Here is a 24,892-nt window from a genome sequence, read left to right on the forward strand (position 1 = left end):
ATGGCCGTGGAAAAGATGTCCATCGCGAAAGCGCTCAACGAGTCGCTCCGCCTCGCCCTCGACAACGATCCCAAGGTCCTCATCATGGGTGAGGACGTCGGCAAGCTCGGCGGCGTCTTCCGCATCACCGACGGACTCCAGAAGGACTTCGGCGAGGACCGGGTGATCGACACCCCGCTCGCCGAGTCCGGCATCGTCGGCACGGCGATCGGCCTGGCCCTGCGCGGCTACCGCCCGATCGTCGAGATCCAGTTCGACGGCTTCGTCTTCCCCGCGTACGACCAGATCGTCACGCAGCTCGCCAAGATGCACGCCCGCGCGCTCGGCAAGATCAAGCTGCCGGTCGTCGTGCGCATCCCGTACGGCGGCGGCATCGGCGCGGTCGAGCACCACAGCGAGTCCCCCGAGGCGCTCTTCGCGCACGTCGCGGGCTTGAAGGTGGTCTCGCCGTCCAACGCGAGCGACGCCTACTGGATGATGCAGCAGGCCGTCCAGAGCGACGACCCGATCATCTTCTTCGAGCCCAAGCGGCGTTACTGGGACAAGGGCGAGGTCGACACCGAGTCCATCCCCGGCCCGCTGCACAGGGCCGTGACCGTCCGCGAGGGCGGCGACCTCACGCTCGTCGCGTACGGGCCGATGGTGAAGGTCTGCCTGGAAGCGGCCGCCGCCGCCCAGGAGGAGGGCAAGTCGATCGAGGTCCTGGACCTGCGCTCGATGTCCCCGATCGACTTCGACGCCATCCAGACGTCGGCACAGAAGACCGGCCGGGTCGTGGTCGTCCACGAGGCGCCCGTCTTCTACGGCTCCGGCGCGGAGATCGCCGCCCGGATCACCGAGCGCTGCTTCTACCACCTCGAAGCCCCCGTGCTGCGGGTCGGCGGCTACCACGTCCCCTACCCGCCGGCCCGGCTGGAGGACGAGTATCTGCCCGGCCTGGACCGGGTGCTCGACGCCGTCGACCGCTCGCTGGCGTTCTGAGGAGAGGGTTCGTGACGACGATGACCGAAACGTCTGCTCGTTTCCGTGAGTTCAAGATGCCCGACGTGGGCGAGGGACTGACCGAGGCCGAGATCCTCAAGTGGTTCGTCCAGCCCGGCGACACCGTCACCGACGGCCAGGTCGTGTGCGAGGTCGAGACGGCGAAGGCGGCCGTCGAGCTGCCTATCCCGTTCGACGGGGTGGTGCACGAGCTGCGCTTCCCCGAGGGCACGACCGTCGACGTCGGCCAGGTGATCATCGCGATCGACGTGGCCCCGGGCAGCGGCGACGCGCCCGCTCCGGCCGCCGCTCCGGCCCAGGAGCCGGTGGAGCCCGCCGATGCGGGCGACGGTGACGCGCCGAAGGGTCGTACGCCGGTCCTGGTGGGCTACGGAGTCGCCGAGTCCTCCACCAAGCGTCGCCCGCGCAAGGGGGTGTCGGCCGCTCCGGAGGCCGCCGCCGTCGCGGCGGCGGTGCAGGCCGAGCTGAACGGGCAGGCGGCGCCGGCTGCTTCTCCCGCGCCCGCTTCCGCTCCTGCGGTGCCGGCTCAGGCCGGTGCGCCGGACGGAGGCCGTCCGCTCGCCAAGCCACCGGTCCGCAAGCTCGCCAAGGACCTGGGCATCGACCTGGCGACGGTGGTGCCGACCGGCAGGGACGGCGTCATCACCCGCGAGGACGTCCACGCGGCGGCGGCCCCGGCCGCTACGGCTCCGGTGGCTGCCCCGGCCCCCTCGCAGGCGGCCCCCGAGGCCCCGGAAGCCGCCGTGGCCTCCGGCTCCGCCCGGGAGACCCGTATCCCGGTCAAGGGCGTCCGCAAGGCCATCGCGCAGGCGATGGTGGGCAGCGCGTTCACCGCGCCGCACGTCACCGAGTTCGTCACGGTCGACGTGACGCGCACGATGAAGCTCGTGGCCGAGCTCAAGGAGGACAAGGAGATGGCGGGGGTGCGGGTCAATCCGCTCCTGATCATCGCCAAGGCCCTCCTCGTCGCGATCAAGCGGAACCCCGAGGTCAACGCCGCCTGGGACGAGGCCAACCAGGAGATCGTGCAGAAGCACTACGTCAACCTGGGCATCGCGGCGGCCACCCCGCGCGGTCTGATCGTGCCGAACATCAAGGACGCGCACGACAAGACGCTGCCGCAGCTCGCGGCGGCCCTGGGCGAGCTGGTCACCACGGCCCGGGACGGCAAGACCTCCCCGGCGACGATGGCGGGCGGCACGGTGACCATCACCAACGTCGGCGTCTTCGGCGTCGACACCGGTACGCCGATCCTCAACCCGGGCGAGTCCGCGATCCTGGCGGTCGGCGCGATCAAGCTCCAGCCGTGGGTCCACAAGGGCAAGGTGAAGCCGCGTCAGGTCACCACGCTGGCCCTGTCGTTCGACCACCGCCTGGTCGACGGCGAGCTGGGCTCCAAGGTGCTGGCCGACGTGGCGGCGATCCTGGAGCAGCCGAAGCGCCTGATCACCTGGGCGTAGCTGCTTTAGTCGCTTTAGGTGCTTTTTCCGGTGGGCCCGTACGTTTCTCCGTACGGGCCCACCGGCATGTCCGGACCTCACCGCACGGCGAGCTCGGCGTACACGGTCTTCCCCACCGTGCGCGGCTCGACGCCCCAGTCGTCGGCGAGCTGCGCGACGATCAGGAGCCCTCGCCCGTAGCAGTCGTCGGCGTCGGGCCGCCGGATGCTGGGCAGCCGCTCCCCGCGTGGATCGCTCACCGCGATACGGAGTGCGCTCGCGGTGAGGGCGAGGTGGACCCGGAAGAGCCGGCCCCGGATGGCCCCGTGCAACAACGCGTTGGTGGCCAACTCACTGACCAGGAGCGCCGCGTCACCGGCGAGCGCGGGATGCCCCCACTGGAGGACGAGCCGGGCGGCGCGGTGCCGGCTGCGGACGACGCTGTGCGCGGTAGGCGTGTAGTCGACGCGGTCCTCGCGGAGGAGGGGAGTGGGGATGGGTACGGGGGTCTCCTGGGCTGCGGACATGGGTGCGTGCCTCCGGGGTGGGGTGGGCGGTGGCGATGTCGCTGCTGCGGTGCGCCGGGCCGTGGTTCTTCGGTTTCGGCGCGGGGCAGGGCGGTGCACTTCCGCCGAGTTGGCTCCGCTGTGCGAGCGGTGGAGTACCGAAAGTATTGACCTCCAGGAACTGGGGCAAGTGAAACGGAGACAATTGTCCCCAACGAGTGAAGGTGGTCGACGCCCCGCCCGGGGACGCGGGACACTGGGGCCGTGAATCCAGCGACTCCGCAGGGAAATCGGTCGTCTACTGTCCTTGGGCGCAGGCTCGGTAGCGAGCTGCTGCGCCTGCGGGACGCGTCCGGGAAGACGCAGCAGCAGGCTGCCCAGGTCATCAGCGCGACCAACTCGAAGATCGTCAAGATGGAGCGGGGCTGGGTTCCCATGAGGGATCCGGACATCCGAACCCTCTGCGAGTTCTACGGTCTGGAGGACGCGAAGTCCGTCGGGCGGCTGCTGGAAGTCGCCCGGATGGACCGTGAGCGCCGCAAGGCGAAGGGCTGGTGGAACCAGTACCCCGAGCTGCGTTCGCTGGTCGAGTACGTTGCGCTCGAAGACATCGCGACAGGCGTCCGGACCTGGCAGGGGGCTTTCGTTCCAGGGCTGCTCCAGACCCCGGACTACGCCAGGGCGCTCGCAGTCGGGAACGCGGACTGGGATGACCCCGACGAGATCGAGCGTTTCGTCGAAGCGAAGATCGCGCGGCAGGCGCGTCTCACGGAGAGCACTCCGCTGGCGTTGTGGGCGATTGTCGCCGAGGCGGCCCTACACCAACTGGTCGGTGGCCGTGAGGTGATGCGCGCTCAGCTGGCGCATCTGGCGGAAGCAGCCGCCGAGCCAAATGTCACGGTGCAGGTTGTCCCCTTTCTTGCGGGGTCACACCCGGGCATGACCAGCGCTTTCAGCATTGTCTCGTTCGCTGAACCCGGTGCGATGGACGTGGTCTACATGGACACGACGTCGTCTACGCTGTGGCTGGAGAGTGAGACGGATGCCGCCCGCCACAACGTCACATTCGGTCGCATCGCCAGATGCGGACTCGCTCCCCGCGATTCCATCGCTCTCATAGGGCGTATTCGCAAGGAGTTGTAGTTGTGCCCCATTTCGAGTTCGTCCGGTCCAGCTACAGCAGCGGCAACGGCGAGTGCGTCGAAGTGGCCCGCAACATCCCCCGCACCGTCGCCGTCCGCGACTCCAAGCACCTCGGCGGCGGCCCCGTCCTCACCCTCGCCCCCGCAGCCTGGGACGCCTTCACGGCCGACCTGCGCCGCCGGCAGCCGTAAGCCGTAGGAACGGGCGAAGGGGCCCGGCCCGCACACACCGTGCGGGCCGGGCCCCTTCGCCGTACAACGCGTGCGGGCTACTTCTTGAAGCCGTAGTCCATCAGCTTCTTCGCGTCGGCGGTGCGGTTCGCCTCGGAGGACGACGTCAGCACCGTGCCGATGACCGTCTTGCCCTTGCGGGTCGCGGCGAAGACTAGGCAGTACTTGGCGGTCGGGCCGGAGCCAGTCTTGACGCCGACGGCGCCGCTGTAGTTGCTGAGCAGCTTGTTGGTGTTGCTCCACGACATGTAGCGGTAGCCACCGCTCTTCGTGGTGACCTTCTGCTTCGTCGACTTGGTCTTGACGATCGAGCGGAACGTGGAGTTCTTCATCGCCTTGCTGGCGATCTTCGTCAGGTCACGGGGGGTCGAGTAGTTGTTGCCGCCCCCTATGCCGTCGAACGAGTCGAAGCGGGTGTTCTTCAGCTTGAGGCTCTTCGCCGTGGCGTTCATCTTGCCGATGAACGACTTCACGCGGGCCGCACGGGTCTTGCCGGAGCCGAACTTGTCGGCCAGGGCGTACGCGGCGTCGCAGCCGGAGGGGAGCATCAGGCCGTAGAGGAGCTGGCCCACAGTGGGCTTGTCGCCGACGATGAGCCGGGCGGACGAGGCGTTCTTCTTGACGATGTAGTCGCTGTACGCCTTCTGGACCGTGACCTTGGATTTCAGGTTCACGTTCTTCTGCGACAGGACCACCAGCGCCGTCATGATCTTGGTGGTGGAGCCCGTGGCACGCCGGGTGTCCGCGGACTTGGTGAAGAGGGTCTTGCCGGTGCCGTTGTTCATCACGAAGCCGCCCTTGGCGACGATCTTCGGAGTCGGCGGCGTGGCGGCGTGCGCCGTGGAGGCGAAGGCACTGCCCGCGAGCACCGCACCGGCGGTGAGCGTCACGGTGGCCGTGACGGTGACGCGATTGATGCGCTTGATGCCGATATTCAACTGAACGCTCCAAATGCCCCTGATATGCGGCCACATAAGGGTGCCGCTCGGAGGTGAGACTCCTGAGGAGGGGCAATGGATGTGTTACTGATCGGGTGAATTTGCGCAGGCTTGACCTTGGGCCTCAGGCGCTGCCGTAGGCGCTCGGTCAGGCGTAGGAGGAGAGGAGTTCGTCGAGCGTCCAGATCGTGGCCCGCACTCCGGACGTACGGGCGAGATACCGGTCCCGCTCGATGAGGATGTTGAGGTCGCCGCAGCCGAGCCTGTTGCAGGCGTGCTCGATCAGGCTGCTTCCGGTGCTGCCGCCGCCCACCAGGGCCCGGAGGTGGGCCGCGTCCCATTCGACCTCGTTGAGCGCCCAGGGTGCCGTGCCCTCGACGACGGTGGTCAGGACCGCGCTGAGCCGCTCCGCGCAGGAGCGACGCGCACGGCCATCGGGCACCTGGGCGATGTGGTTGCCCGTCTCGATGATCGCGGTCACCGGAAGCAGGAGGTCCGTATCCCGGCGATCACGTTTTCTCTTCAGCTCGTCGATCACTTGCGCGCGGTCCTGGCATTTACCGGGAACCTCCAGCAGGTTGCACAGGATCGATGTGTCGACGAACTCCACCCCCCTTGCCACGTTTCACCCGATCCCGAGGAGTCGGTCGAATTCCGCGTAGTCCTGTTTTCCGCGCTCTTCCCGCACCAGACGACCATGGGTCACCACGTCGCCCAGTGGTCCCGCGCCCATTGCCGTGGCGTAGCCGTCGAGTTCGGTGAGCCTTGTCAGGAGACTGGCTCCCGTCCTGCGGTCCCGTGAGCAGACGATGACTCCTTGGTGGTCATCGCCGTTGAGGGCGGAGAGCAGGGCGGGGCTGTGGGTGGTGATGAGGACCCGGGTCAGGTTGTCGGCAGCGGCCTGACGCACCAGGCGCAGCACCTCGGCTGCTTGGGACGGGTGGAGTCCGTTCTCCAGTTCCTCGATGACGAGCGTGAGGGAACGCTCTGCTTCGGGGCTCGGCGTCGGCCCCAGGTCGAGCCCGTCGGTGCCGGTGAGCAGCGAGGTGGTGATCGCGAGGAAACGCAGCATGCCGTCGCTCATCTCGCGGGCCGGGGTGAGGCCGAGGTCGCCTTCGTCCAGCGCGAGCATGACGTCTCCCAACTCCGACTTGGTGACGGCCAGCCGCTTGATGTCGTGGTCCGCGAGGCCGCGCAGCAGGTCCACCAGGAGCTCGAAGAGCTCGGGGGTATGCCGTTGAATGTTGCCCACCGCCGCTGACAGGTTCTCGGCGGTCCTGCGGAGTCGCGAGTCACGAGCCGGTACGTACTGGCGCATCAGATGCGGCACCGGATCAAGGTGAAACGCTCCGGTGAGCGCACTCAGGAGCGTGTCGGCCGCCCTCAGGGTGTCGAGCTCGCCGTCACTGTCGCCCGGGACACGCAGCTCCAGTTGGGAGGTCAGAAGACGCGTGCTGCGGAAGGGGGCGCCGGGGTTCCTGCCTCGCCTTCCGTTGTGCCAGGAGGCGTGGATGTCGGCGTGGTGAGGAACTGCCTCTCCGCTGATCAGGAGGGGCTTGATGCCGCTCGTCGTGGGGCCGGTGAGCCGCTCCTCGATGATCTGGACCTCGGGCTCCACCTGTACGGTCACGTCGAACGTGATCGGCCCGTGCTCAGTGCCGACCGTGCAGCCCAGCGAGAACCGGTCCGAGCCGTGCGGCACGCACCCGCTCAGCCCGCCCCGCACCGGCCCGGCCGCGCTGCGTCGGCTCTCCAGCGCCTCGGTGATGTCGTCGCCGCGCGCCAGTCGGGAGAGGACCTCCAGCCCGTCCAGCGCGTTCGACTTGCCGCTGCTGTTGCGCCCGATGAGGACGGTGAGCGGCGCCAGCGGAAGCACCGCGCCGTGGAAGCTCTTGAACGCGGTGAGACGTACCTCTTCGATGGCGTGACCTGTCACCCGCTCAACGTAACGCAAGGGGCACGACGCGGGCAGCCGCACGCCGGTCCACCATCCGGACGTCGTTCCTCATGCGTGCATGTTGTATCTATGCTGTGCGCATGCCTGCCGCGCCCTCCGCCCCCGTACAGCCGCCGACCTCCTCCCTCAAGCGCCCGCCCGCCGCCGAGCGCGTCTACACGCACATCAAGGAAGCCGTCCTGGACCGCCGCTACGAGGGCGGGACCCTGCTCACCGAAGGCGACCTCGCGGACGCGGTCGGCGTCTCCCGGACGCCGGTGCGCGAGGCGCTGCTGCGGCTGGAGGTGGAGGGGCTGATCAAGCTCTACCCGAAGAAGGGCGCGCTCGTCCTCGCCGTCTCCGCGCAGGAGATCAAGGACGTGGTGGAGACCCGGCTGCTGGTCGAGGAGTTCGCCGCGCGCAAGGCGGTGCCCGCCTCCCCGCAGCTGATCGCCCGACTGGAGCAGCTCCTGGAGGAACAGCGGCAGTTGGCGGAGGACGGTGACCTGGCGGAGGTGGCCGTCAAGGACCGCTGCTTCCACGCCGAGATCGTGAAGAACGCGGGCAACGAGATCCTCTCCCGCCTCTACGACCAGCTGCGCGACCGTCAGCTGCGGATGGGCGTCGCGGTGATGGAGGCCCACCCGGGCAGGATCGAGGCCAACATCACCGAGCACGGTGAGCTGCTGGAGGCGATCCGGGCCGGGGACGCCGAGGGGGCCGCCCTGGTCGTGCGCCGCCATGTGGGCCGCGTGCGGGTGCTGGTGCGGGGTGAGGACCGGTGAGCTCGGCGGCCGCGCCCACCCTCTCGCTGCCCGGTGACCCGCCCGGCGGCCGGAGTGCCGCCTGGGTCTGGGGCATCGGTGTCGCCGTCTACTTCGTCGCGATCATCTTCCGTACGAGCCTGGGCGTCGCGGGACTCGACGCCGCCGACCGGTTCGACGTCAACGCCTCGGCGCTGTCCACGTTCTCGATCCTCCAGCTCCTCGTCTACGCGGGCATGCAGATACCCGTCGGCCTGATGGTCGACCGCCTCGGCACCAAGAAGGTCCTCACGATCGGTGCCGTCCTCTTCACCGTCGGACAGCTCGGTTTCGCGCTCTCCCCGTCGTACGGCATGGCGCTGGCGGCCCGCGCGCTGCTCGGCTGCGGCGACGCGATGACGTTCATCAGCGTGCTGCGGCTAGGCAGCCGCTGGTTCCCGGCCCGGCGCGGACCGCTGATCGGCCAGGTCGCGGCGTTGTTCGGGATGGCGGGCAACCTCGTCTCGACGCTGTTCATCGCGCGGGCGCTGCACAGCTACGGCTGGACCGCGACCTTCGTCGGCAGCTCGCTGGCCGGTGTCGTGGTGCTGGTGCCGCTCCTGCTGTTCCTCAAGGACCACCCCGAGGGCCACGAGCCGCCGCCCGCCGAGCACGCCGGGGCCGCGTACGTCCGCCGGCAGATCGCCGCCGCCTGGAGGGAGCCGGGGACCCGGCTCGGGATGTGGGTGCACTTCACCACCCAGTTCCCGGCGATGGTGTTCCTGCTGCTGTGGGGGATGCCGTATCTGGTCGAGGCGCAGGGGCTGAGCCGGGCCACGGCGGGCACACTGCTCACCCTGGTGGTGCTGTCCAACATGGTGGTGGGGCTCGTCTACGGGCAGATCATCGCCCGCCACCACGAGGCGCGGATCCCGATCGCGCTGGGCACGGTGGCCACGACGGCCCTCCTCTGGGCGTCCGCGATCCTCTACCCGGCCGACCACACGCCGATGTGGCTGCTGGTCGTCCTGTGCGTGGTGCTCGGCACCTGCGGACCGGCCTCGATGGTCGGCTTCGACTTCGCCCGGCCGGCCAACCCGCCCGAGCGTCAGGGCACCGCATCGGGAATCGTCAACATGGGCGGGTTCATCGCCTCGATGACCACCCTGTTCGCGGTCGGGGTCCTGCTGGACGCCACGGGCGACAGCTACCGCATCGCGTTCGCCTCGGTCTTCGTCCTGGAGGCGCTCGGCGTCACCCAGATCCTGCGGCTGCGCCGCCGGGCGGCGCTCAGGGAACGTGATCACCACGTGGTGAGCCGCGTCGAGGCCGTGCACGTGCCGGCGTAGCCGTCTCCTTCGCGCTCGGCGGCGCGCCCGTCGCCCATGGTCCGGGACGGGCGCCGCCGGGGCGCTGGGGCGGTGTTACGCGGTCAAGCGGGTCACGGGGTCACGGCGAAGTTGTCCAGGATCGCGGTGGCCAGCTCCTGGTCGCCCTCGACCTTGATCCGGTCGGCGACGGCCGTGTGACGGACCCGGCCGCAGGCGAGCCGGACGTACGTCTCCCAGTCCAGCGACAGCGTCACCGCGGGGCCGAGCGAGGGCGCGCCGTCCACCGAACCGCGGCCCTCCGCGTCGACCCGTACCGTCCGCAGGAACTCCACCGGCCCGTGCACATCGAAGACGACCGCCGAATTCGCGGGGGCGCCGGCCTTCTTGGCGACCACCTTCGGCAGCCCGGCGAGCAGCATGTCACGGGTGATCAGGGCGCCGGGGGAGTCCAGGTTGCCGGGCTGTCCGAGCGTGGCGCGCAGGTCCTGCTCGTGCACCCAGACGTCGAAGGCCCGCAGATTCAGCGCTGTTTCGAGGGTCTGCTCGGTGCCCAGAGGCGCGCGGACCTTGGCCTCGGGGCTGCGCGACTCGTTGCGGATCTGGCGTGCCCGGCGGATGAGGACGTACTCCAGCTCGGAGGTGATCTCCGGGGAGGTGTGGTGCCGCCGGACGTCGACCTGCATCTCCATGTAGCGGGCGAAGTCGCTCTGTACGTGGTAGAGGTCGCGCGGCAGGGTGTGGATCGGCCGGGGATCGCCGAGCATCTCGCACTCCATGCCGATGACGTGCGACACGATGTCGCGCACCGACCATCCCGGGCAGGGCGTTCGGCGGTTCCACTCGCCCTCGGCGAGGGGCTTCACCAGCTCGGCTATCGCCTCGATGGAGTGGGTCGCGGCGTCGGTGTAGGGCTGGAGGCTGGGATGGACGGTCACGGGACCCCTCGTGCGGTTCTGCGGTGCATGGGCTGGAGAGAGCAGGGAGTGCTGGCGGGTGGGCTGGCACTGACGGCGCTGTCGGCGAGCTGCGTGGGAGGTTCGACCGCCGGACCCACCGGCGGTGGGTCCAAGTTACGCTGCGAGCAGGCACCCCGGCAGTGCTTTGGTGTGACGATCGTAGGCCCGTGTTGACGGCTTGAATGCCAGGACGGTGGTAGTGTGCGCGCCTCTCTCATCCAGATCGCAGTTGACCCGGACGAAACCGTCGATGCCCGCAGGGCGCGGGCGGCTTCGCTGGTGGTCGCCCAGCGGGGCGCTGACCTGGTGGTTCTTCCTGAGCTGTGGCCGGTCGGGGCGTTCGCCTACACCGCCTTCGAGGCGGAGGCCGAGCCGTTGGAAGGCCCCACGCACGAGGTGATGGCGAAGGCCGCGGCCGAGGCCGGGACCTGGCTGCACGCCGGCTCCTTCGTCGAACGGGCGGACGACGGCACCCTCTACAACACCAGCCTGGTCTTCTCGCCCCGGGGCGAGCGCACGGCCGTCTACCGCAAGATCCACCGCTTCGGCTTCGACAAGGGCGAGGCGGTGATGATGGGCGCGGGCGAGGAGTTGGTGACCGTCGCCCTGCCGGACACCACCCTGGGCCTCGCCACCTGTTACGACCTGCGCTTCCCCGAGCAGTTCCGGGGGCTCGTCGACGCGGGCGCCGAGACGCTGGTCGTCGCGGCGGGCTGGCCCGAGCGCCGCCGCTCCCACTGGACGCTCCTCGCACAGGCCCGTGCCGTGGAGAACCAGGCGTACGTCCTGGCCGTCGGGACGGCGGGCACCCACGGCGACATCCAGCAGGCCGGGCACAGCATCGTCGTCGACCCGTGGGGCGAGGTGCTGGCCCAGGCGGGCGCGGACGAGGAGGTCCTGACCGTCGAGCTGGACCCGGCGAAGGTGCGGGAGACCCGGGAGCAGTTCCCGGCACTGAAGGACCGCCGGCTGGGGCTCGCGCCGCCGCGCCTCTGAGGCTCTGGAGGCGTCTCGTCGTTTCACGTGAAACAACGAGACGCCCGCGCACGGCGGGGCGCTCAGTCCCCGTTCTCCTTGTCCGCCAGCACGATCACGCACATCGCCACCGCGATGAGCAGCGCGGTGTCGGCGTCGTCCCGGACGACGTCGATGCCGTACGTGTCCCGGATGGTCAGCCAGCGGCGCGAGATCTGGGCCAGCAGCTCGCCGTCGTACTCGATGGCGAACTCGCGGTCCAGGATCTTGCCGCTGACGTCCAGCTCGGTGCCGTCCACCAGCGTCACCCGGAAGTGGTTGCGGAGCAGCGACAGCCGCTTGCGCTTGACCTTGGCCAGCTCCTCGCCGCCCCGCTCGATGAGCATCGTGTCGCGCAGGCTGATCAGCTTCTGCCGCAGCTCGACCACGACCCGGCCGTCGGCGTCCTTCAGCTCGAAGGTGTCGCGCAGCCGCATCGCCTTGCCGTCGACCAGGAAGACCTTGCGGCCCCCGTCGTCCTCGATCCAGTAGTCGTCGCCGATGGAGAACAGCCGCTCACGTACGAGAAGTCTCATGCGTCACAGGTTCCCCCGGGGTCCGGCGGAATGCGTGCAGCCGGTGACGGTGTTGACTGGTGGCATGGCATCACGTGCACGCGTCCGCGCCCCCGAACTCATCGGCAAGGGCGGCTGGCTCAATACAGGCGATAAGCAGTACACCCTCGCTGACCTGCGAGGGCGCATCGTCATCCTCGACTTCTGGACGTTCTGCTGTGTGAACTGCCTGCACGTCCTGGACGAGCTGCGCGTGCTGGAGGAGAAGCACCGCGACACCGTGGTGATCATCGGCGTCCACTCGCCGAAGTTCGTCCACGAGGCCGAGCACCAGGCCGTCGTCGACGCCGTCGAGCGCTACGAGGTCCATCACCCCGTCCTCGACGACCCCGAGCTGGCCACCTGGAAGCAGTACGCCGTACGCGCCTGGCCGACGCTCGTCGTGATCGACCCCGAGGGCTACGTCGTCGCCCAGCACGCGGGCGAGGGCCACGCGCACGCCATCGAGAGGCTCGTCGAGGAGCTGGAGGCCGAGCACGGGGCCAAGGGCACGCTCCGCCGCGGCGACGGCCCCTACGTGGCGCCCGAGCCCGTCGCCACGCATCTCCGCTTCCCCGGCAAGGCGCTGCACCTGCCGGACGGCGGCTTCCTGGTCTCCGACACCACCCGGCACCGCCTCGTCGAGCTGGACGCCGACGGCGAGACCGTGCGCCGCCACTTCGGTACGGGGATACGCGGGTTGAGCGACGGCGGCCCGGACGAGGCCCGGTTCAGCGAACCGCAGGGGCTCGCCGTGCTCCCGGACGGCCGGATCGCCGTCGCGGACACCGTCAACCACGCCCTCCGCGCCCTGGACCTCACGACCGGCGTGACCAGCACCCTCGCCGGGACCGGCCGCCAGTGGTGGCAGGGGACCCCGACCAGCGGCCCGGCGCGCGAGGTGGACCTCTCCTCGCCGTGGGACATCGCCTGGTTCGGCGACCGGCTGTGGATCGCCATGGCGGGCGTGCACCAGCTGTGGACGTACGACCCGCAGAGCGCGACCGTACGCGTCGCCGCCGGGACCACCAACGAGGGACTGGTCGACGGGCCGGCCACCGAGGCCTGGTTCGCCCAGCCGTCCGGGCTCGCCGTCTCCGCCGACGGGGAGCGGCTCTGGGTCGCCGACGCGGAGACCTCCGCGCTGCGCTGGGTCGACCGCGACGAACACGTCCGCACCGCCATCGGCACCGGACTCTTCGACTTCGGCCACCGCGACGGGGCCGCCGGCCAGGCACTCCTCCAGCATCCGCTCGGCGTGACCGCGCTGCCCGACGGGTCCGTCGCGATCAGCGACACGTACAACCACGCCCTGCGCCGGTACGACCCGGACTCCGGCGAGGTCACCACCCTGGCCATCGACGTCCGCGAGCCCAGCGACGCGGTGCTGGTCGACGGCGATCTGGTCGTCGTCGAGTCGGCCCGCCACCGGCTGACCCGGCTCCGGCTGCCCGAGGAGGCGGTCCGGGTCGCCGACCGGGCGCACCGCACCCAGCGGGCCGCGACCGAGATCGCCCCGGGCACCCTCCGCCTCGACGTGGTCTTCCAGGCTCCCGCGGGTCAGAAGCTGGACACCCGCTACGGCCCCTCGACCCGGCTGCTGGTCTCCGCGACCCCGCCCGGGCTGCTGGCCGAGGGCTCCGGCGCGGGGACGGACCTCGGGCGCGACCTGGTCCTCGCGGACGGGGCCACCGAGGGCGTGTTGCACGTCTCCGCGATGGCGGCGTCCTGCGACGACGACCCGGCCAACGAGTACCCGGCCTGCCATGTGCACCAACAGGACTGGGGCGTCCCCGTCCGCGTGACCGCGGAGGGAACGCCCCGGCTGCCGCTGGTGCTGGCGGGCATGGACGAGCAGGGTTGAGGGGGTCCCGCCAGGAGGCCGACGGGCGGTCCGCCACGCCCTAGAAGTCGTCGGCGCCGTTGCGCAGCTCGGTGGTCCAGTAACCCGTGGCCCACTTCTGCGGGTTGACGGAGAGACCCTCGGCGGCGGGGGACTTCACGACCGCCATGCCGCCGCCGTTGGCCTTCAGGGTGACCGTGAACTCCTTCACCGTCTCGGTGCTCTCCTTCCGGCCGCCCTCGGACATGCGCACCGCGACATAGGCGGACTGGCCGGGCTCCAGGACCACCGGGGCCTGCGGCTTGCTCTTGGCGACGGGCGGGACGACGCCCCGCGCGTTGTCCAGGAAGTGGATGTGCGGGTACTCCTTCATCTCGCAGCCGGCACCGGAGGTGTTCTTCGCGCTCAGCGTGAGGTGGGTGTAGGGCGGGCCGTCCTGCCGCTCGGCGGTGATCGTCAGCCCCTTCGCCGTGCACAGCGGGGCGGAGTCCCCGGCGGACGTGCCGCCGGAGCCCTTGGTGGTGCCCGCTGCCTTCGCGGTACCGGTGCCACTGCCGGTGGAGCCCGTGGTGCCGGTCTCCGCCGCGTCGTCGGCGGCCTTCGGGGACTCGGCGGCGACGGTCGCGGAGTCGGTCGCCGCCGAGCCCTCCGACCGGGTGCCGGTGCCGTCGTCACCGCAGGCGGTGAGCGTGAGGGCGAGGGCGGCCGTGGTCGCGGCGGCCAGGACGGTGGTGCGGTCGCGGAAGGTGCGCATGGAGATTCCCCCGAGGTGACGGTGAGGCGGACGTCCGGTCGAGACGCTCGCCCTTGAGCGGCTGACGGGAACGACTCTGCCCGCCGCCGCTCACGTATCGCTGCTGTCCCGCTGACGTCCTGCTGACGCCGGGTCCCCCGGGGCCGGAGCTCCGCTCAGCTCTCCTCGGCGAGCCGTCGCAGCGCCTCGTCGTGCCGCCGCCGGAACCCCGTCCGCGCGGACACCCGCAGCAGCGCCGCGAGGGCCCGTACGGCGCCCTCGTCGTAGCCGGCCCGCTCCGCCTCCTGTGCGGCCCGGTCCAGCAGGCGTACGCCGTCCTCCTCGTCGCCCAGGGCCAGTCGGGCCTCGCCGCAGACGGCCAGCAGCAGGGATCGGCGCGCCGCCTCCTCGTGCTCGGGTCCCAGATCGAGCCCGGCCCGCGCGCAGGCGAGGGCCTCCGCGGGCCGGCGCGCGGTCAGGTGCATCCGGGCGAGGTGCTGGAGCGCGAGCATCTCCGTGTGCCGGTCGCCCTCCCGGCGGGCCAGCGAGACGGCGCGTGCGCAGTTCTCCAGTGCGGTGGGAAGCGCGCCCAGCTCGGCCTGGACGATCGCCAGGTTGATCAGCGCGGTTGCCTCGCCCAGCGGATCGCCTGCCTCGCGGGCGAGCGCGGCCGAGCGCTCCAGCAGGGCGACGGCCTCGGTGGTGCGGCCCTCCTCCGTCAGCACCCAGCCCAGCAGCGCGAGCACCCTCGACTCCGCGTAGGCGTCCTTCCCGGCGCGCGCCGACTCCAGGGCCAGCTCCAGCAGCGGGGACCAGCTGTCCCGCGCCCGCCACACCATTTGCGGCCACTGGAGCAGGATGATCCGCCAGGCCCGGTCGTCGAGCCCCGCCTCCCGGGCCGCGAGGGCGGCCAGCGCCAGGTCCTCGCGCTCGGTGGCCAGCCAGCGCATCGCCTCCGCACGGTCGGCGAAGTCCTGTACGGCACTGGGCCTGCGGTAGTCCTCCGGAAGCACGAAGCAGGGTTCGCCGCCGGGCTCCGCCGTGCCGGCGGCGGCCAGGGCGGTGGCGATGAAGTGGTCGAGCACCCCGATCAGGGCCTCGCGCGCGGACGCCGGGTCCAGGCTCCGGGCGTAGAGGCGCACCAGGTCGTGCAGGACCCAACGCCCGGGGGCGGTCTCGGTGACGAGGTGGGCGGCGGCCAGTCGCTCCAGCGCCGCCCTCGCGGTGACCGGATCCGTTCCCGCGAGGGCGGCCGCGGCGTACGGGTCGTAGTGGCCGCCCGGATGATGGCCGAGCCGCGCGAGCTGGTGGACGGCCCCGGGCGGCAGCTGCTGGACGGTGAGCCGCAGCGCGGCGGCGACCCCGGTGTCGTCCACGTCGAGATACGCCAGCCGGCCGCGCTCGTCGGCCAGCTCCCCGGCCAGCGCGGCCAGCGTCCAGCGGGGCCGTCCCGCCAGGCGGGCGGCGGTGACGCGCAGGGCGAGGGGCAGTCCGCCGCACAGCTCGGAGAGCCGGCGGGCCGCCGCCGGTTCGGCGAGGACCCGTTCCTCCCCCAGCACTCCGGCGAGCAGCGCCGTGCCGTCGTCGGTCTCCAGGGTGTCGAGCGGGACCGGCCGGGCGGCGTCCGAGGCGATGAGCCCCTCCAGCCGGTGGCGGCTGGTGACCAGCGTGACGCAGTCGGCGCCGCCCGGCAGCAGGGTCCTGACGGTGGCGGAGTCGCGGGCGTTGTCCAGGACCACCAGTAGCCCGCGCCGGGCGGTCAGCGAGCGGAACAGCGCGGCGGCGGCCGGTACGGACTCCGGAACGCGGCGCGGGGAGACGCCGAGCGCGAGCAGGAACTCCCGCAGGACGTCGATGAGCGCGGGCTCCCCGGCCGCGCTGAAACCGCGCAGATCGGCGAAGAGCCGCCCGTCCGGGAAGAGCGCGGGGTTGCGGTGCGCCCACTGGAGGGCCAGCGCGGTCTTGCCGACCCCGGCCGGACCGGTGACCAGGCAGACGGGCGCCTCGCCCGCCGCCGACCGGCTGAGCGCGGCCAGCTCGGCGGCGCGCCCGTGGAAGCCGCGGGGCGCGCGGGGCAGCAGGTCGACGGGGTGCGGTTCGCCGTTGTGCGACGGCGAAGTGACCGGGAGCGGCGGCCGCGGCGGGGCGGGGGCGTCTGCTCCCGGACCGTCTGCTCCCGGACCGTCTCCGGTGACACGCACCGGCACCCCGGCGGCGGGTTGGGGCGCGGCGGCCTCCGGCAGGACGGTGCCCGTGAGCGGCCCCGAGGCGCCGCGCAGGATCAACGCGTAGGCGTCGGCGAGCTCGTGCCCCGGGTCGATGCCCAACTCGTCGGCGAGGAGCCGCCTCGTCCGGTGGAAGCGGTCCAGCGCCTCCGACTGACGCCCCGCCCGGAACAGCGCCAGCATCAGCTCCGCGGCCAGCGACTCGCGCAACGGATGCGCCGCCGTCTCCGCCGTCAACAGGGCGGCGGACCGGTGGTGTTCCCCGAGCGCCCCGTAGGCGCGGGACAGCTGCTCGACCGTCGCCAGCCGCGATTCCTCCAGGGAGTGCGCTGCCACCCGGAGCGGCGGACCGGCGAACGCACCGCTGAGCGCGGGGCCCTGCCACAGGGACAGCGCCTCCTTGAGCATCAGCACGGCGTCGGCGGGGCCGCGCTGCTCGCGTGCCAGCGTCAGCAGTTCCTCGAACCGCTGCGAGTCCAGCAGCGTCTCCGGGACCCGCAGCACGTACGCGTCGCCGAGGGTGGCCAGCTCCACTCCGTAGGCCTCCGCGTCCGCGCCCGCCAGCAGGGCGCGCAGCCGGGAGACGTGTCCCTGGATGACGCCGCGGGCCTGGGGCGGCGGCTCGTCGTCCCACAGGCACTCCGTCAACCGCCCGATGGAGACCGGCGTGTTGGCGGACAGCAGCAGAGCGGCGAGCAGACTGCGTCGCTTGGCCGGCCCCAGGGGCAGCGGCCCGGTGAGCGTTTCGACGGAGACCGTGCCGAGCAGCCGGAACTCCACGGGCGGCTCCCCTTCCGGGCCGGACACGCCCACGGTGGGGGCGCGGGATCCGACCCAGAATATCGGGGATTCCGCAGGTCCCGCGCAGAGCCGACCGACCCGGTGACGGCTTTCGGCCGTCCCCGCGGACGGTCGTCGTACGGGCCGTCAGCGGTCGTGCGGGCCGGTCGTCGTGCGGGCCGTCAGTGGTAGCGGTGCTCGTCGTCCGAGACGACGGTGGTGGTGGGCGGCACGACCATACGGCGGCGCCGCGCGATGCTCATGTAGACGAAGACCCCCACGAGGCCGACGAGCATCATGATCCAGCCGACCAGGTCGACATTGACGGTGTCCATCTTCCAGTCCGTGGCGAACGCCAGGATCGCGCCCCCACCGATCAGGAGAATGCATCCTCCGAGTCCCATGAATCCCGCCTCCTCGACCGCCCGGTGAGTCCGGGTCGGTGTACGACTCGCGTACCCGGCCCGGCAACAACCATGTGTGAGAAGGCGGTTGGGTGGCGGGTCAGCCCGCGAGGAACGAGGCGAGCGCGTTCGCCAGCAGATACGGGTCGTCGGCGCCGCACAGCTCACGCGCGCTGTGCATCGAGAGGATCGCCACGCCGATGTCGACGGTCTGGATGCCGTGCCGGGCCGCGGTGATCGGTCCGATCGTGGTGCCGCAGGGCATCGCGTTGTTGGACACGAAGCTCTGCCACGGCACGCCCGCCTTCTCGCAGGCCGCGGCGAACACCGCACGGCCGCTGCCGTCGGTGGCGTACCGCATGTTGACGTTGACCTTGAGGATCGGCCCGCCGTTGGCGACCGGGTGGTGCGTCGGGTCGTGCCGCTCCGCGTAGTTGGGGTGCACGGCGTGGCCCGTGTCGGAGGAGAGGCAGACCGTGCCGGCGAAGGCGCGGGCGCGGTCCTCGTACGTGCCGCCGCGCGCGAACACCGAGCGCTCCAGCACCGAGCCCAGCAGCGGTCCGTCGGCCCCGGTGTCGGACTGCGAGCCGTTCTCCTCGTGGTCGAAGGCCGCGAGCACCGGGATGTACGGGATGTCGGCGTCGTCCTGCCCGGCGACGGCGGCCAGGGCGGCGGTCGCGGCGTGCACCGAGAGGAGGTTGTCCATCCGGGGCCCGGCCACCAGCTCCCGGTCCCGGCCCAGGTACGAGGGCGGCTCGATGGCGTGCGGCATCAGGTCCCAGCCGGTGACGTCCTGCGCGTCGACGCCCGCCTCCTCGGCGACGAAGCGGATCAGGTCGCCCTCCTCGACGTCGCCGAGCCCCCAGATCGGCTGCATGTGCTTCTGCCGGTCGAGCTTGAGCCCCTCGGTGTTGGCCGACCGGTCCAGGTGCACGGCCAGCTGCGGCACGCGCAGCAGCGCCCGGTCGATGTTGACCAGCCGGTGGGTGCCGTCCCGCAGCGAGATCCGGCCGGCCAGGCCCAGGTCCCGGTCGAGCCAGGTGTTCAGCAGGGTGCCGCCGTAGACCTCGACGGCGATCTGGCGCCAGCCGTGCGCCCCGGTGTCGGGGAGCGGCTTCACCCGCAGGTTCGGGGAGTCGGTGTGCGCCCCGGCGATCCGGAACGGGGTGTGCGCCCCGGCGCCCCCCGGGACGTACCAGGCGACGATCGCCCCGCCGCGCAGCACGTACTTCCCACCGGCCGACGCGTCCCAGGCGGCGGTCTCCTCGACCTGCCGGAAGCCGGCCTCCTCCAGCCGCGAGGCGGCGTTCGCCACGGCGTGGTACGGGGACGGGCTGGCCGCCAGGAAGGACATCAGGTCATCGGTGTGCGCGCGGTCGAACCGGAGAGGGGAACTCATGTTCTTCACTGTAACGAGGACTCGGAGTCCGGTATCCGGTGACCGGGGAGATCGGTGGCCCTACAGCTCGTCGATCGAGGTCAGGTCGATATCGATGTCGTACGGAGCGGAGAGCTTGAGCCGGTCGTGGTGGACGCCGGTGGAGACATACGTCTTGTCGACCGGGTCGAGCTCGTAGGTGATGACCATGGGGCGGTGGCCATCGCCGATCATTTCCACCAGCCAGAAGTGCTTGATGCCCTCTGCCGCGTACTTGTGCGGCTTGGTGTCCCGGTCGCGGTCCTCGGAGTCGGGCGAGACGACTTCGACGGCGAGCAGGACGTCTGCGGCCCGATAGCGCCTCTGGAGCTGGTCGCCGTCCGCCTCCGCCGACACCACCACCAGATCCGGCTGGGGCACACTCCGCTTGCCCAGGACGACCGCCATCTCCCGGCGCACGCGCAGGTGCCCAGGCACGTGGAGGCGCAGCCCCTGCTCCAGCAGATACATCGCCAGCGTGTGGAACTTCCGCTGCGGACTCACGAGAACCAGGTTCCCGTCGATCAGCTCTGTGTGCGGCGGGAGGTCGTCAAGCGTGAAGAAATCGTCCACGGTGTAGCCGTCCGGTGGCGGGACCGGCCACCCGGGGTTGGTGCGCCGCTGCTGCGACGCTTCGGACTGTGCCTCGGCGGTCATGGTTCTTCCCATGGAAGGGATCCTGGCCCGTGCACTCAGCGTACCCAGCTGATACGACAGCGCCGCCACCCGAACAGATTCCGGGTGGCGGCGCGTGTTGACGAAAGAGGCGAGCGATTCCTTAGAACGCGGCCTCGTCCAGCTCCATCAGGGAGTTGTCGATCGACTCGGCGAGCGCGCGCTCGGTCGAGACGCCCGGCAGGACGTTCGCGGCGAAGAACTTCGCGGCGGCGATCTTGCCCTGGTAGAAGGGGACGTCCTTGGCGGAGGCGGTCGGCAGCTTCTCGGCGGCCACGGCCGCGCCCTTGAGCAGCAGGTAGCCGACGACGACGTCGCCGGACGCCATCAGCAGGCGGGTCGTGTTGAGGCCCACCTTGTAGATGTTCTTGACGTCCTCACCGGTCGCGGTGAGGTCGGTGATCATCGTGCCGACGATCGCCTCCAGGTCCACGGCGGCCTTGGCGAGCGAGTCCAGCGCCGGGGCGAGCTCCTCGTTGCCGTGGGCGCCCGCGAGGAACTTCTTGATCTCCTCGGAGAGCGTGTTGAGCGAGGCGCCCTGGTCGCGGACGATCTTCCGGAAGAAGAAGTCCTGGCCCTGGATCGCCGTGGTGCCCTCGTAGAGGGTGTCGATCTTGGCGTCCCGGATGTACTGCTCGACCGGGTACTCCTGGAGGTAGCCGGAGCCGCCGAACGTCTGGAGCGACTGCGCGAGCTGCTCGTAGGACTTCTCGGAGCCGTAGCCCTTCACGATCGGCAGCAGCAGGTCGTTGAGGCCGTTGAGCGCCTTGGCGTCCTCGCCCGCGGCCTCCTGCTCCTGGATCGCGTCCTGGACGGAGGCGGTGTACAGCACGAGGGAGCGCATGCCCTCGGCGTACGCCTTCTGCGTCATGAGCGAGCGGCGCACGTCGGGGTGGTGCGTGATGGTGACCTTGGGCGCCGTCTTGTCCATGAAGTTCGCCAGGTCGGGACCCTGGACGCGCTCCTTGGCGTACTCCAGCGCGTTCAGGTAGCCCGCGGAGAGGGCGGCGATGGCCTTCGTGCCGACCATCATGCGGGCGAACTCGATGATGCGGAACATCTGGCGGATGCCGTCGTGCTTGTCGCCGATCAGCCAGCCCTTGGCGGGGTGCTGGTCGCCGAAGGTCATCTCGCAGGTGTTGGAGGCCTTGAGGCCCATCTTGTGCTCGACGTTCGTCGCGTACACGCCGTTGCGCTCGCCCAGCTCGCCGGTGGTCCAGTCGAAGTGGAACTTCGGGACCATGAAGAGCGAGAGACCCTTGGTGCCGGGTCCGGCGCCCTCGGGGCGGGCCAGCACGTAGTGGATGATGTTCTCGGACATGTCGTGCTCGCCCGAGGTGATGAAGCGCTTCACACCCTCGATGTGCCAGGAGCCGTCCTCCTGCCGCACGGCCTTCGTCCGGCCGGCTCCGACGTCGGAGCCGGCGTCCGGCTCGGTCAGCACCATCGTCGAGCCCCACTGCTTCTCGACGGCGATCTCCGCGATCTTCTTCTGCTCGTCGTTGCCCTCGTCGAAGAGGATGCCGGCGAACGCCGGGCCGGAGGAGTACATCCACACGGCCGGGTTCGCGCCGAGCAGCAGCTCCGCGTAGCCCCAGATCAGGGAGCGGGGCGAGGTGGTGCCGCCGATCTCCTCGGGGAGGCCCAGGCGCCAGTACTCGGAGTCCATGAAGGCCTGGTACGACTTCCTGAAGCTCGCCGGGACCGGAGCGGTCTTCGTCTCCGGGTCGAAGACCGGCGGGTTGCGGTCGGCGTCCGCGTAGGACTCGGCGAGCTCGTTCTCCGCGAGGCGCGCGATCTCGTCCAGGATGCTCTTCGCGGTGTCGACGTCCATCTCACCGAACGGACCGGTGCCGTACACCTTGTCGCGCCCGAGGACCTCGAAGAGGTTGAACTCGATGTCGCGGAGATTCGACTTGTAGTGCCCCATGGGAAGGCTCCGTAATCAATAGCAGTGGCGCACAGCGCCCCGGGGAGTGATGCGGGTCGGGCGACAGGCAGGCGTAGGTCGATCAGCTGACCTCTACGATGATGCTACCCGTCAGTAATAAGGCGCAACCCCTCAAGCCGTAGATGTGTCCGATTACTCTTTGCAGCATGTACGGCTACGACCAGAACCCTGGTGCTCAGCAGCAGATGGGTCAGATGGGCCAGATGGGTCAGATGGGCGGCGGCTACGGGGAGCAGCCGCTGTATCCCGAACCGTCGCCGCCCTCCCTGGCCGACGCGGTACGGGCCTTCACCACCGGCTCCTTCTCCGCCGAGGACTTCCAGCAGATCTTCGCCACGTCGAAGGTCTACTGCCCGCGCGGCGACAATCCGGGCTTCCTGGCGCTGCACAACACGCAGCAGCCGGTGATCCCGATGTTCACCACGCTCAAGGAGCTGCGGCTGTACGCGGGCAAGGAGTCCAAGTACTTCGTGATCACCGGGGCCGAGGTGATCGACCTGCTGCCGACGGGCTACGGCTTCGTCCTGGACATGGAGGGTGATCACCGGATGGTCTTCGACGCCAAGGCGGTCGAGCAGATGGTCGACTTCGCGATGCGTCGTATGTATGGGTAGGTGTGACGTCCCGGTGGGTCTCTGACCTGCTGTTTCGTAGTTCGGACGCGGGTCCGTGCCAGGGGTGGCGCGGACCCTTTTCGCTGTCGGGTTCACGAGTGGTCCCACCGGCGTGGCCGCCCGGGAATGCGCGACGCCTTGCAGGATGTTCACCATTCAACTAAATTGGACGCAGAACACTCGCCCGGAGGTGGCTTCCATGCCCGCAGTGACCGTCGACAACCCGCTGACCCTGCCCAAGGTGACCGCTTCGGGTGACGCCGCAGCGCGTCCCGTGCTCGCCGTCACGACCGCGCCGAGCGGCTTCGAGGGCGAGGGCTTCCCCGTCCGCCGCGCGTTCGCGGGGATCAACTACCGGCACCTCGACCCGTTCATCATGATGGACCAGATGGGTGAGGTGGAGTACGCCGCGGGCGAGCCGAAGGGCACCCCCTGGCACCCGCACCGCGGCTTCGAGACGGTCACGTATCTCATCGACGGGACCTTCATCCACCAGGACTCCAACGGTGGCGGCGGCACCATCGAGAACGGCGACACCCAGTGGATGACCGCCGGATCGGGCCTGCTGCACATCGAGGCCCCGCCGGAGTCGCTCGTCATGTCCGGCGGGCTCTTCCACGGCCTCCAGCTCTGGGTGAACCTGCCCAAGGCCGACAAGATGATGGCCCCGCGCTACCAGGACATCCGCGGCGGCGAGGTCCAGCTGCTCGCCTCGCCCGACGGCGGCGCGCTGCTCCGGGTCATCGCCGGTGAGCTCGACGGCCACGAGGGCCCCGGCATCACCCACACCCCGATCACGATGATCCACGCCACCGTCCGGCCCGGCGCCGAGGTGACTCTGCCGTGGCGCGAGGACTTCAACGGCCTCGCCTACGTCCTGGCCGGGCGCGGCACGGTCGGCGCGGAGCGCCGCCCCGTCGCGATGGGCCAGACCGCGGTGTTCGGCGCCGGCGGCTCGCTGACCGTCCGCGCGGACGAGCGGCAGGACGGCAACACCCCCGACCTGGAGGTCGCTCTCCTCGGCGGCCGTCCGATCCGGGAGCCGATGGCGCACTACGGACCGTTCGTGATGAACAGTCAGGCCGAGCTGAAGCAGGCCTTCGAGGACTTCCAGGCCGGCCGCCTGGGCACGGTCCCCGCGGTCCACGGCATGTGACACCTTCCGCCGACCCCTCCCGCCAGCCCCTCCCGCCTTCCCGTCAGGTGACTTTCCGTCACCCGTACGGGGGCGGCGGACGGGCCGGCCGCCACGCCCCGTGATCGGGTGGGAGGGTGCCCGCACCCCAGCCCCTCCTCCCCGAGAGCGCCCGCCGGGCGGCCGCCTGGTGCGGTGTCGTCCTGCTCGTCGTAGGCGTCGCCGCCGTCGCGATCTGGCTGGTCGTCGTCCTCAAGACCGCGGTCACCCCGGTGCTGCTCGCGCTGCTCGGCACCGCGCTGCTCGGCCCCGTCCACCGGTGGCTCATCGCCCGCAGGCTCAACCGGTCGCTGGCCGCGGGGCTGACCTGCGCGGCCCTCGTCGCGGTGGTCGGGGGCGCCGGATACATCGTCGTCACCGCCCTCGTCGACTCCGGCGACCAGATCGTCGACTCGCTGAAGGACGCCGGCCAGTGGGTCGTGGACCACCTGGACATCGCGGGGGCCACGGACGTCGACGATCTGGCCGACAACGCGAAGAACCTGGTCGAGAAGTTCGGGGCGAGCGCTGCGGGCGGTCTGCTCAGCGGCATCAGCCTGGTCGGTTCGCTGGTGGCGACCAGTGTGCTGGCCCTGCTGCTGACGTTCTTCTTCCTGCGCGACTCGGACCGAGCGGTGAGCCTGGCCCACTCGGTGGCCCCGCGCGGCACCGGGGACCTGGTGGAGGCCATGGGGCGCCGGGCGTTCGAGGCCGTCGAGGGCTTCATGCGCGGCACCACGTTCATCGCCCTGATCGACGCCGTGTGCATCACGGTGGGCCTGCTGATCCTGGGTGTCCCCGGCGCGGTGGGGCTCGGCGCGCTGGTGTTCGTCGGCGCGTACATCCCGTACCTCGGGGCGTTCCTCTCCGGCGCGGTGGCGGTGCTGGTCGCGCTGGCCGACCGGGGGCTCGTGATCGCCCTGTGGGTCCTGGGGGTGGTGCTGGCGGTCCAGGTGCTGGAGGGCCATGTGCTCCAGCCGATGATCCAGAGCCGTACGGTCCAGATGCACCCCGCCATGATCATGATCGCGCTGACGGCGGGCGCGAGCGTGGCGGGCCTGCTCGGCATGCTCCTGGCCGTGCCCCTGTGCGCGGCGGCTTTCGGGGTCCTGGGCGAGCTGCGCAGGGGGTACGGGGCCCGACCCGGTCCGGCCCCGGGCGGTTCCGGCCCGTCCGGCGGCGACCCGGGCCCGTCGGGCAGCCATCCCAGCCCGTCCGGTGTTTGAGGACGGAACCGGTACGGGGTTGACCCCGAGCGCTCCGGAAGACAGGGCCGCGGGGCCT

General features: G+C 70.7%; 23 protein-coding genes. 11 read left to right on the forward strand and 12 right to left on the reverse strand.

The features are described 5' to 3' along the window. Together ACIRJT_RS23710 and ACIRJT_RS23715 are read left to right on the forward strand one after the other, a co-directional pair. Window positions 1–981 carry an alpha-ketoacid dehydrogenase subunit beta gene (locus ACIRJT_RS23710; protein WP_403249761.1) on the forward strand — a complete coding sequence of 327 codons (981 nt, stop codon included), beginning with the start codon at window positions 1–3 and terminating at the stop codon, window positions 979–981. 11 nt (window positions 982–992) lie between these two features. Next, window positions 993–2,462, forward strand: coding sequence for a dihydrolipoamide acetyltransferase family protein (locus ACIRJT_RS23715; protein WP_403912241.1), 1,470 nt, complete (start codon window positions 993–995; stop codon window positions 2,460–2,462). A 77-nt stretch (window positions 2,463–2,539) separates the two neighbouring features. On the opposite strand, the gene ACIRJT_RS23720 is transcribed toward ACIRJT_RS23715, so the two are convergent. Beyond that, a complete protein-coding gene (locus ACIRJT_RS23720) occupies window positions 2,540–2,968 on the reverse strand; it encodes an ATP-binding protein (RefSeq protein ID WP_403912244.1) in 429 nt (142 codons plus the stop codon). Between the two features lie 243 nt (window positions 2,969–3,211). On the opposite strand from ACIRJT_RS23720, the gene ACIRJT_RS23725 reads away from it, so the two are divergent. Both ACIRJT_RS23725 and ACIRJT_RS23730 read left to right on the forward strand, forming a co-directional pair. Continuing rightward, the gene (locus ACIRJT_RS23725; RefSeq protein WP_397918935.1) at window positions 3,212–4,090 is read left to right on the forward strand and encodes a helix-turn-helix domain-containing protein; all 879 of its coding nucleotides are present in this window, start codon (window positions 3,212–3,214) and stop codon (window positions 4,088–4,090) included. A gap of 2 nt (window positions 4,091–4,092) precedes the next feature. Further along, window positions 4,093–4,281 (forward strand): DUF397 domain-containing protein, encoded by a 189-nt coding sequence (locus tag ACIRJT_RS23730; protein WP_403912248.1) that lies wholly within the window; start codon window positions 4,093–4,095, stop codon window positions 4,279–4,281. A 77-nt stretch (window positions 4,282–4,358) separates the two neighbouring features. On the opposite strand, the gene ACIRJT_RS23735 is transcribed toward ACIRJT_RS23730, so the two are convergent. The 3 genes from ACIRJT_RS23735 to ACIRJT_RS23745 form a co-directional block, all read right to left on the reverse strand. Beyond that, entirely contained in the window at window positions 4,359–5,258 is a 900-nt protein-coding gene (locus tag ACIRJT_RS23735) for a D-alanyl-D-alanine carboxypeptidase family protein (protein WP_403912251.1), read from the reverse strand. A gap of 148 nt (window positions 5,259–5,406) precedes the next feature. Next, window positions 5,407–5,880, reverse strand: coding sequence for a hypothetical protein (locus ACIRJT_RS23740; RefSeq protein WP_403912254.1), 474 nt, complete (start codon window positions 5,878–5,880; stop codon window positions 5,407–5,409). A gap of 3 nt (window positions 5,881–5,883) precedes the next feature. After that, window positions 5,884–7,194, reverse strand: coding sequence for an AAA family ATPase (locus ACIRJT_RS23745; protein ID WP_403912256.1), 1,311 nt, complete (start codon window positions 7,192–7,194; stop codon window positions 5,884–5,886). A 101-nt stretch (window positions 7,195–7,295) separates the two neighbouring features. Between ACIRJT_RS23745 and ACIRJT_RS23750 the strand changes: the two genes are divergently transcribed. Both ACIRJT_RS23750 and ACIRJT_RS23755 read left to right on the forward strand, forming a co-directional pair. Continuing rightward, on the forward strand, window positions 7,296–7,979 hold the full coding sequence (locus ACIRJT_RS23750; protein ID WP_403912258.1) for a GntR family transcriptional regulator: 684 nt from the start codon (window positions 7,296–7,298) through the stop codon (window positions 7,977–7,979). After that, window positions 7,976–9,286: a nitrate/nitrite transporter gene (locus tag ACIRJT_RS23755; RefSeq protein ID WP_403912260.1), complete on the forward strand. Its 1,311-nt coding sequence runs from the start codon at window positions 7,976–7,978 to the stop codon at window positions 9,284–9,286. Before ACIRJT_RS23750 ends, ACIRJT_RS23755 begins: the two co-directional genes overlap by 4 nt. A gap of 92 nt (window positions 9,287–9,378) precedes the next feature. Here ACIRJT_RS23755 and ACIRJT_RS23760 read toward each other — a convergent pair whose 3' ends face one another. Further along, on the reverse strand, window positions 9,379–10,203 hold the full coding sequence (locus tag ACIRJT_RS23760) for a maleylpyruvate isomerase family mycothiol-dependent enzyme (RefSeq protein WP_403912263.1): 825 nt from the start codon (window positions 10,201–10,203) through the stop codon (window positions 9,379–9,381). A 222-nt stretch (window positions 10,204–10,425) separates the two neighbouring features. On the opposite strand from ACIRJT_RS23760, the gene ACIRJT_RS23765 reads away from it, so the two are divergent. Further along, window positions 10,426–11,220 carry a carbon-nitrogen family hydrolase gene (locus ACIRJT_RS23765; protein ID WP_403912266.1) on the forward strand — a complete coding sequence of 265 codons (795 nt, stop codon included), beginning with the start codon at window positions 10,426–10,428 and terminating at the stop codon, window positions 11,218–11,220. A gap of 62 nt (window positions 11,221–11,282) precedes the next feature. Here ACIRJT_RS23765 and ACIRJT_RS23770 read toward each other — a convergent pair whose 3' ends face one another. Continuing rightward, window positions 11,283–11,774 (reverse strand): LURP-one-related/scramblase family protein, encoded by a 492-nt coding sequence (locus tag ACIRJT_RS23770; RefSeq protein WP_403912268.1) that lies wholly within the window; start codon window positions 11,772–11,774, stop codon window positions 11,283–11,285. 64 nt (window positions 11,775–11,838) lie between these two features. On the opposite strand from ACIRJT_RS23770, the gene ACIRJT_RS23775 reads away from it, so the two are divergent. Beyond that, window positions 11,839–13,656 (forward strand): thioredoxin-like domain-containing protein, encoded by a 1,818-nt coding sequence (locus tag ACIRJT_RS23775; protein WP_403912270.1) that lies wholly within the window; start codon window positions 11,839–11,841, stop codon window positions 13,654–13,656. 40 nt (window positions 13,657–13,696) lie between these two features. Here the strand turns inward: ACIRJT_RS23775 and ACIRJT_RS23780 are convergent, their stop codons facing one another. The 6 genes from ACIRJT_RS23780 to ACIRJT_RS23805 all read right to left on the reverse strand — a co-directional run bounded on the left by ACIRJT_RS23780 (window position 13,697) and on the right by ACIRJT_RS23805 (window position 21,799). Next, window positions 13,697–14,389, reverse strand: coding sequence for a DUF4232 domain-containing protein (locus ACIRJT_RS23780; RefSeq protein ID WP_403912273.1), 693 nt, complete (start codon window positions 14,387–14,389; stop codon window positions 13,697–13,699). A 155-nt stretch (window positions 14,390–14,544) separates the two neighbouring features. Further along, window positions 14,545–17,373 (reverse strand): BTAD domain-containing putative transcriptional regulator, encoded by a 2,829-nt coding sequence (locus tag ACIRJT_RS23785; protein ID WP_403912276.1) that lies wholly within the window; start codon window positions 17,371–17,373, stop codon window positions 14,545–14,547. Window positions 17,374–17,555: 182 nt separating this feature from the next. After that, window positions 17,556–17,777: a DUF6458 family protein gene (locus tag ACIRJT_RS23790; RefSeq protein WP_215104431.1), complete on the reverse strand. Its 222-nt coding sequence runs from the start codon at window positions 17,775–17,777 to the stop codon at window positions 17,556–17,558. A 100-nt stretch (window positions 17,778–17,877) separates the two neighbouring features. Beyond that, complete coding sequence (locus ACIRJT_RS23795; RefSeq protein WP_403912279.1) at window positions 17,878–19,176, reverse strand: M18 family aminopeptidase; 1,299 nt, start codon at window positions 19,174–19,176, stop codon at window positions 17,878–17,880. Window positions 19,177–19,236: 60 nt separating this feature from the next. After that, window positions 19,237–19,863, reverse strand: coding sequence for a Uma2 family endonuclease (locus tag ACIRJT_RS23800; protein WP_403912282.1), 627 nt, complete (start codon window positions 19,861–19,863; stop codon window positions 19,237–19,239). A 109-nt stretch (window positions 19,864–19,972) separates the two neighbouring features. Further along, window positions 19,973–21,799: an acyl-CoA dehydrogenase gene (locus ACIRJT_RS23805; protein WP_403912283.1), complete on the reverse strand. Its 1,827-nt coding sequence runs from the start codon at window positions 21,797–21,799 to the stop codon at window positions 19,973–19,975. A 167-nt stretch (window positions 21,800–21,966) separates the two neighbouring features. Here ACIRJT_RS23805 and ACIRJT_RS23810 point away from each other — a divergent pair, with 167 nt between their 5' ends. The 3 genes from ACIRJT_RS23810 (at window position 21,967) to ACIRJT_RS23820 (ending at window position 24,834) form a co-directional block, all read left to right on the forward strand. Beyond that, window positions 21,967–22,434: an SseB family protein gene (locus ACIRJT_RS23810; RefSeq protein WP_371624555.1), complete on the forward strand. Its 468-nt coding sequence runs from the start codon at window positions 21,967–21,969 to the stop codon at window positions 22,432–22,434. 199 nt (window positions 22,435–22,633) lie between these two features. Continuing rightward, on the forward strand, window positions 22,634–23,590 hold the full coding sequence (locus ACIRJT_RS23815; RefSeq protein ID WP_403912286.1) for a pirin family protein: 957 nt from the start codon (window positions 22,634–22,636) through the stop codon (window positions 23,588–23,590). 116 nt (window positions 23,591–23,706) lie between these two features. Further along, window positions 23,707–24,834, forward strand: coding sequence for an AI-2E family transporter (locus ACIRJT_RS23820; protein ID WP_403912289.1), 1,128 nt, complete (start codon window positions 23,707–23,709; stop codon window positions 24,832–24,834). Window positions 24,835–24,892 lie beyond the last annotated feature (58 nt).

The organism is Streptomyces sp. NPDC102283, assembly GCF_044766265.1.
GTDB lineage: Bacteria > Actinomycetota > Actinomycetes > Streptomycetales > Streptomycetaceae > Streptomyces.

Coding starts and splice junctions, on each gene's coding strand:
- ACIRJT_RS23750 (WP_403912258.1), top strand. CDS start 7,296: ATGCCTGCCGCGCCCTCCGCCCCCGTACAGCCGCCGACCTCCTCCCTC.
- ACIRJT_RS23770 (WP_403912268.1), bottom strand. CDS start 11,774: ATGAGACTTCTCGTACGTGAGCGGCTGTTCTCCATCGGCGACGACTAC.
- ACIRJT_RS23720 (WP_403912244.1), bottom strand. CDS start 2,968: ATGTCCGCAGCCCAGGAGACCCCCGTACCCATCCCCACTCCCCTCCTC.
- ACIRJT_RS23790 (WP_215104431.1), bottom strand. CDS start 17,777: ATGGGACTCGGAGGATGCATTCTCCTGATCGGTGGGGGCGCGATCCTG.
- ACIRJT_RS23810 (WP_371624555.1), top strand. CDS start 21,967: ATGTACGGCTACGACCAGAACCCTGGTGCTCAGCAGCAGATGGGTCAG.
- ACIRJT_RS23780 (WP_403912273.1), bottom strand. CDS start 14,389: ATGCGCACCTTCCGCGACCGCACCACCGTCCTGGCCGCCGCGACCACG.
- ACIRJT_RS23710 (WP_403249761.1), top strand. CDS start 1: ATGGCCGTGGAAAAGATGTCCATCGCGAAAGCGCTCAACGAGTCGCTC.
- ACIRJT_RS23805 (WP_403912283.1), bottom strand. CDS start 21,799: ATGGGGCACTACAAGTCGAATCTCCGCGACATCGAGTTCAACCTCTTC.
- ACIRJT_RS23775 (WP_403912270.1), top strand. CDS start 11,839: ATGGCATCACGTGCACGCGTCCGCGCCCCCGAACTCATCGGCAAGGGC.
- ACIRJT_RS23800 (WP_403912282.1), bottom strand. CDS start 19,863: ATGGGAAGAACCATGACCGCCGAGGCACAGTCCGAAGCGTCGCAGCAG.
- ACIRJT_RS23815 (WP_403912286.1), top strand. CDS start 22,634: ATGCCCGCAGTGACCGTCGACAACCCGCTGACCCTGCCCAAGGTGACC.
- ACIRJT_RS23795 (WP_403912279.1), bottom strand. CDS start 19,176: ATGAGTTCCCCTCTCCGGTTCGACCGCGCGCACACCGATGACCTGATG.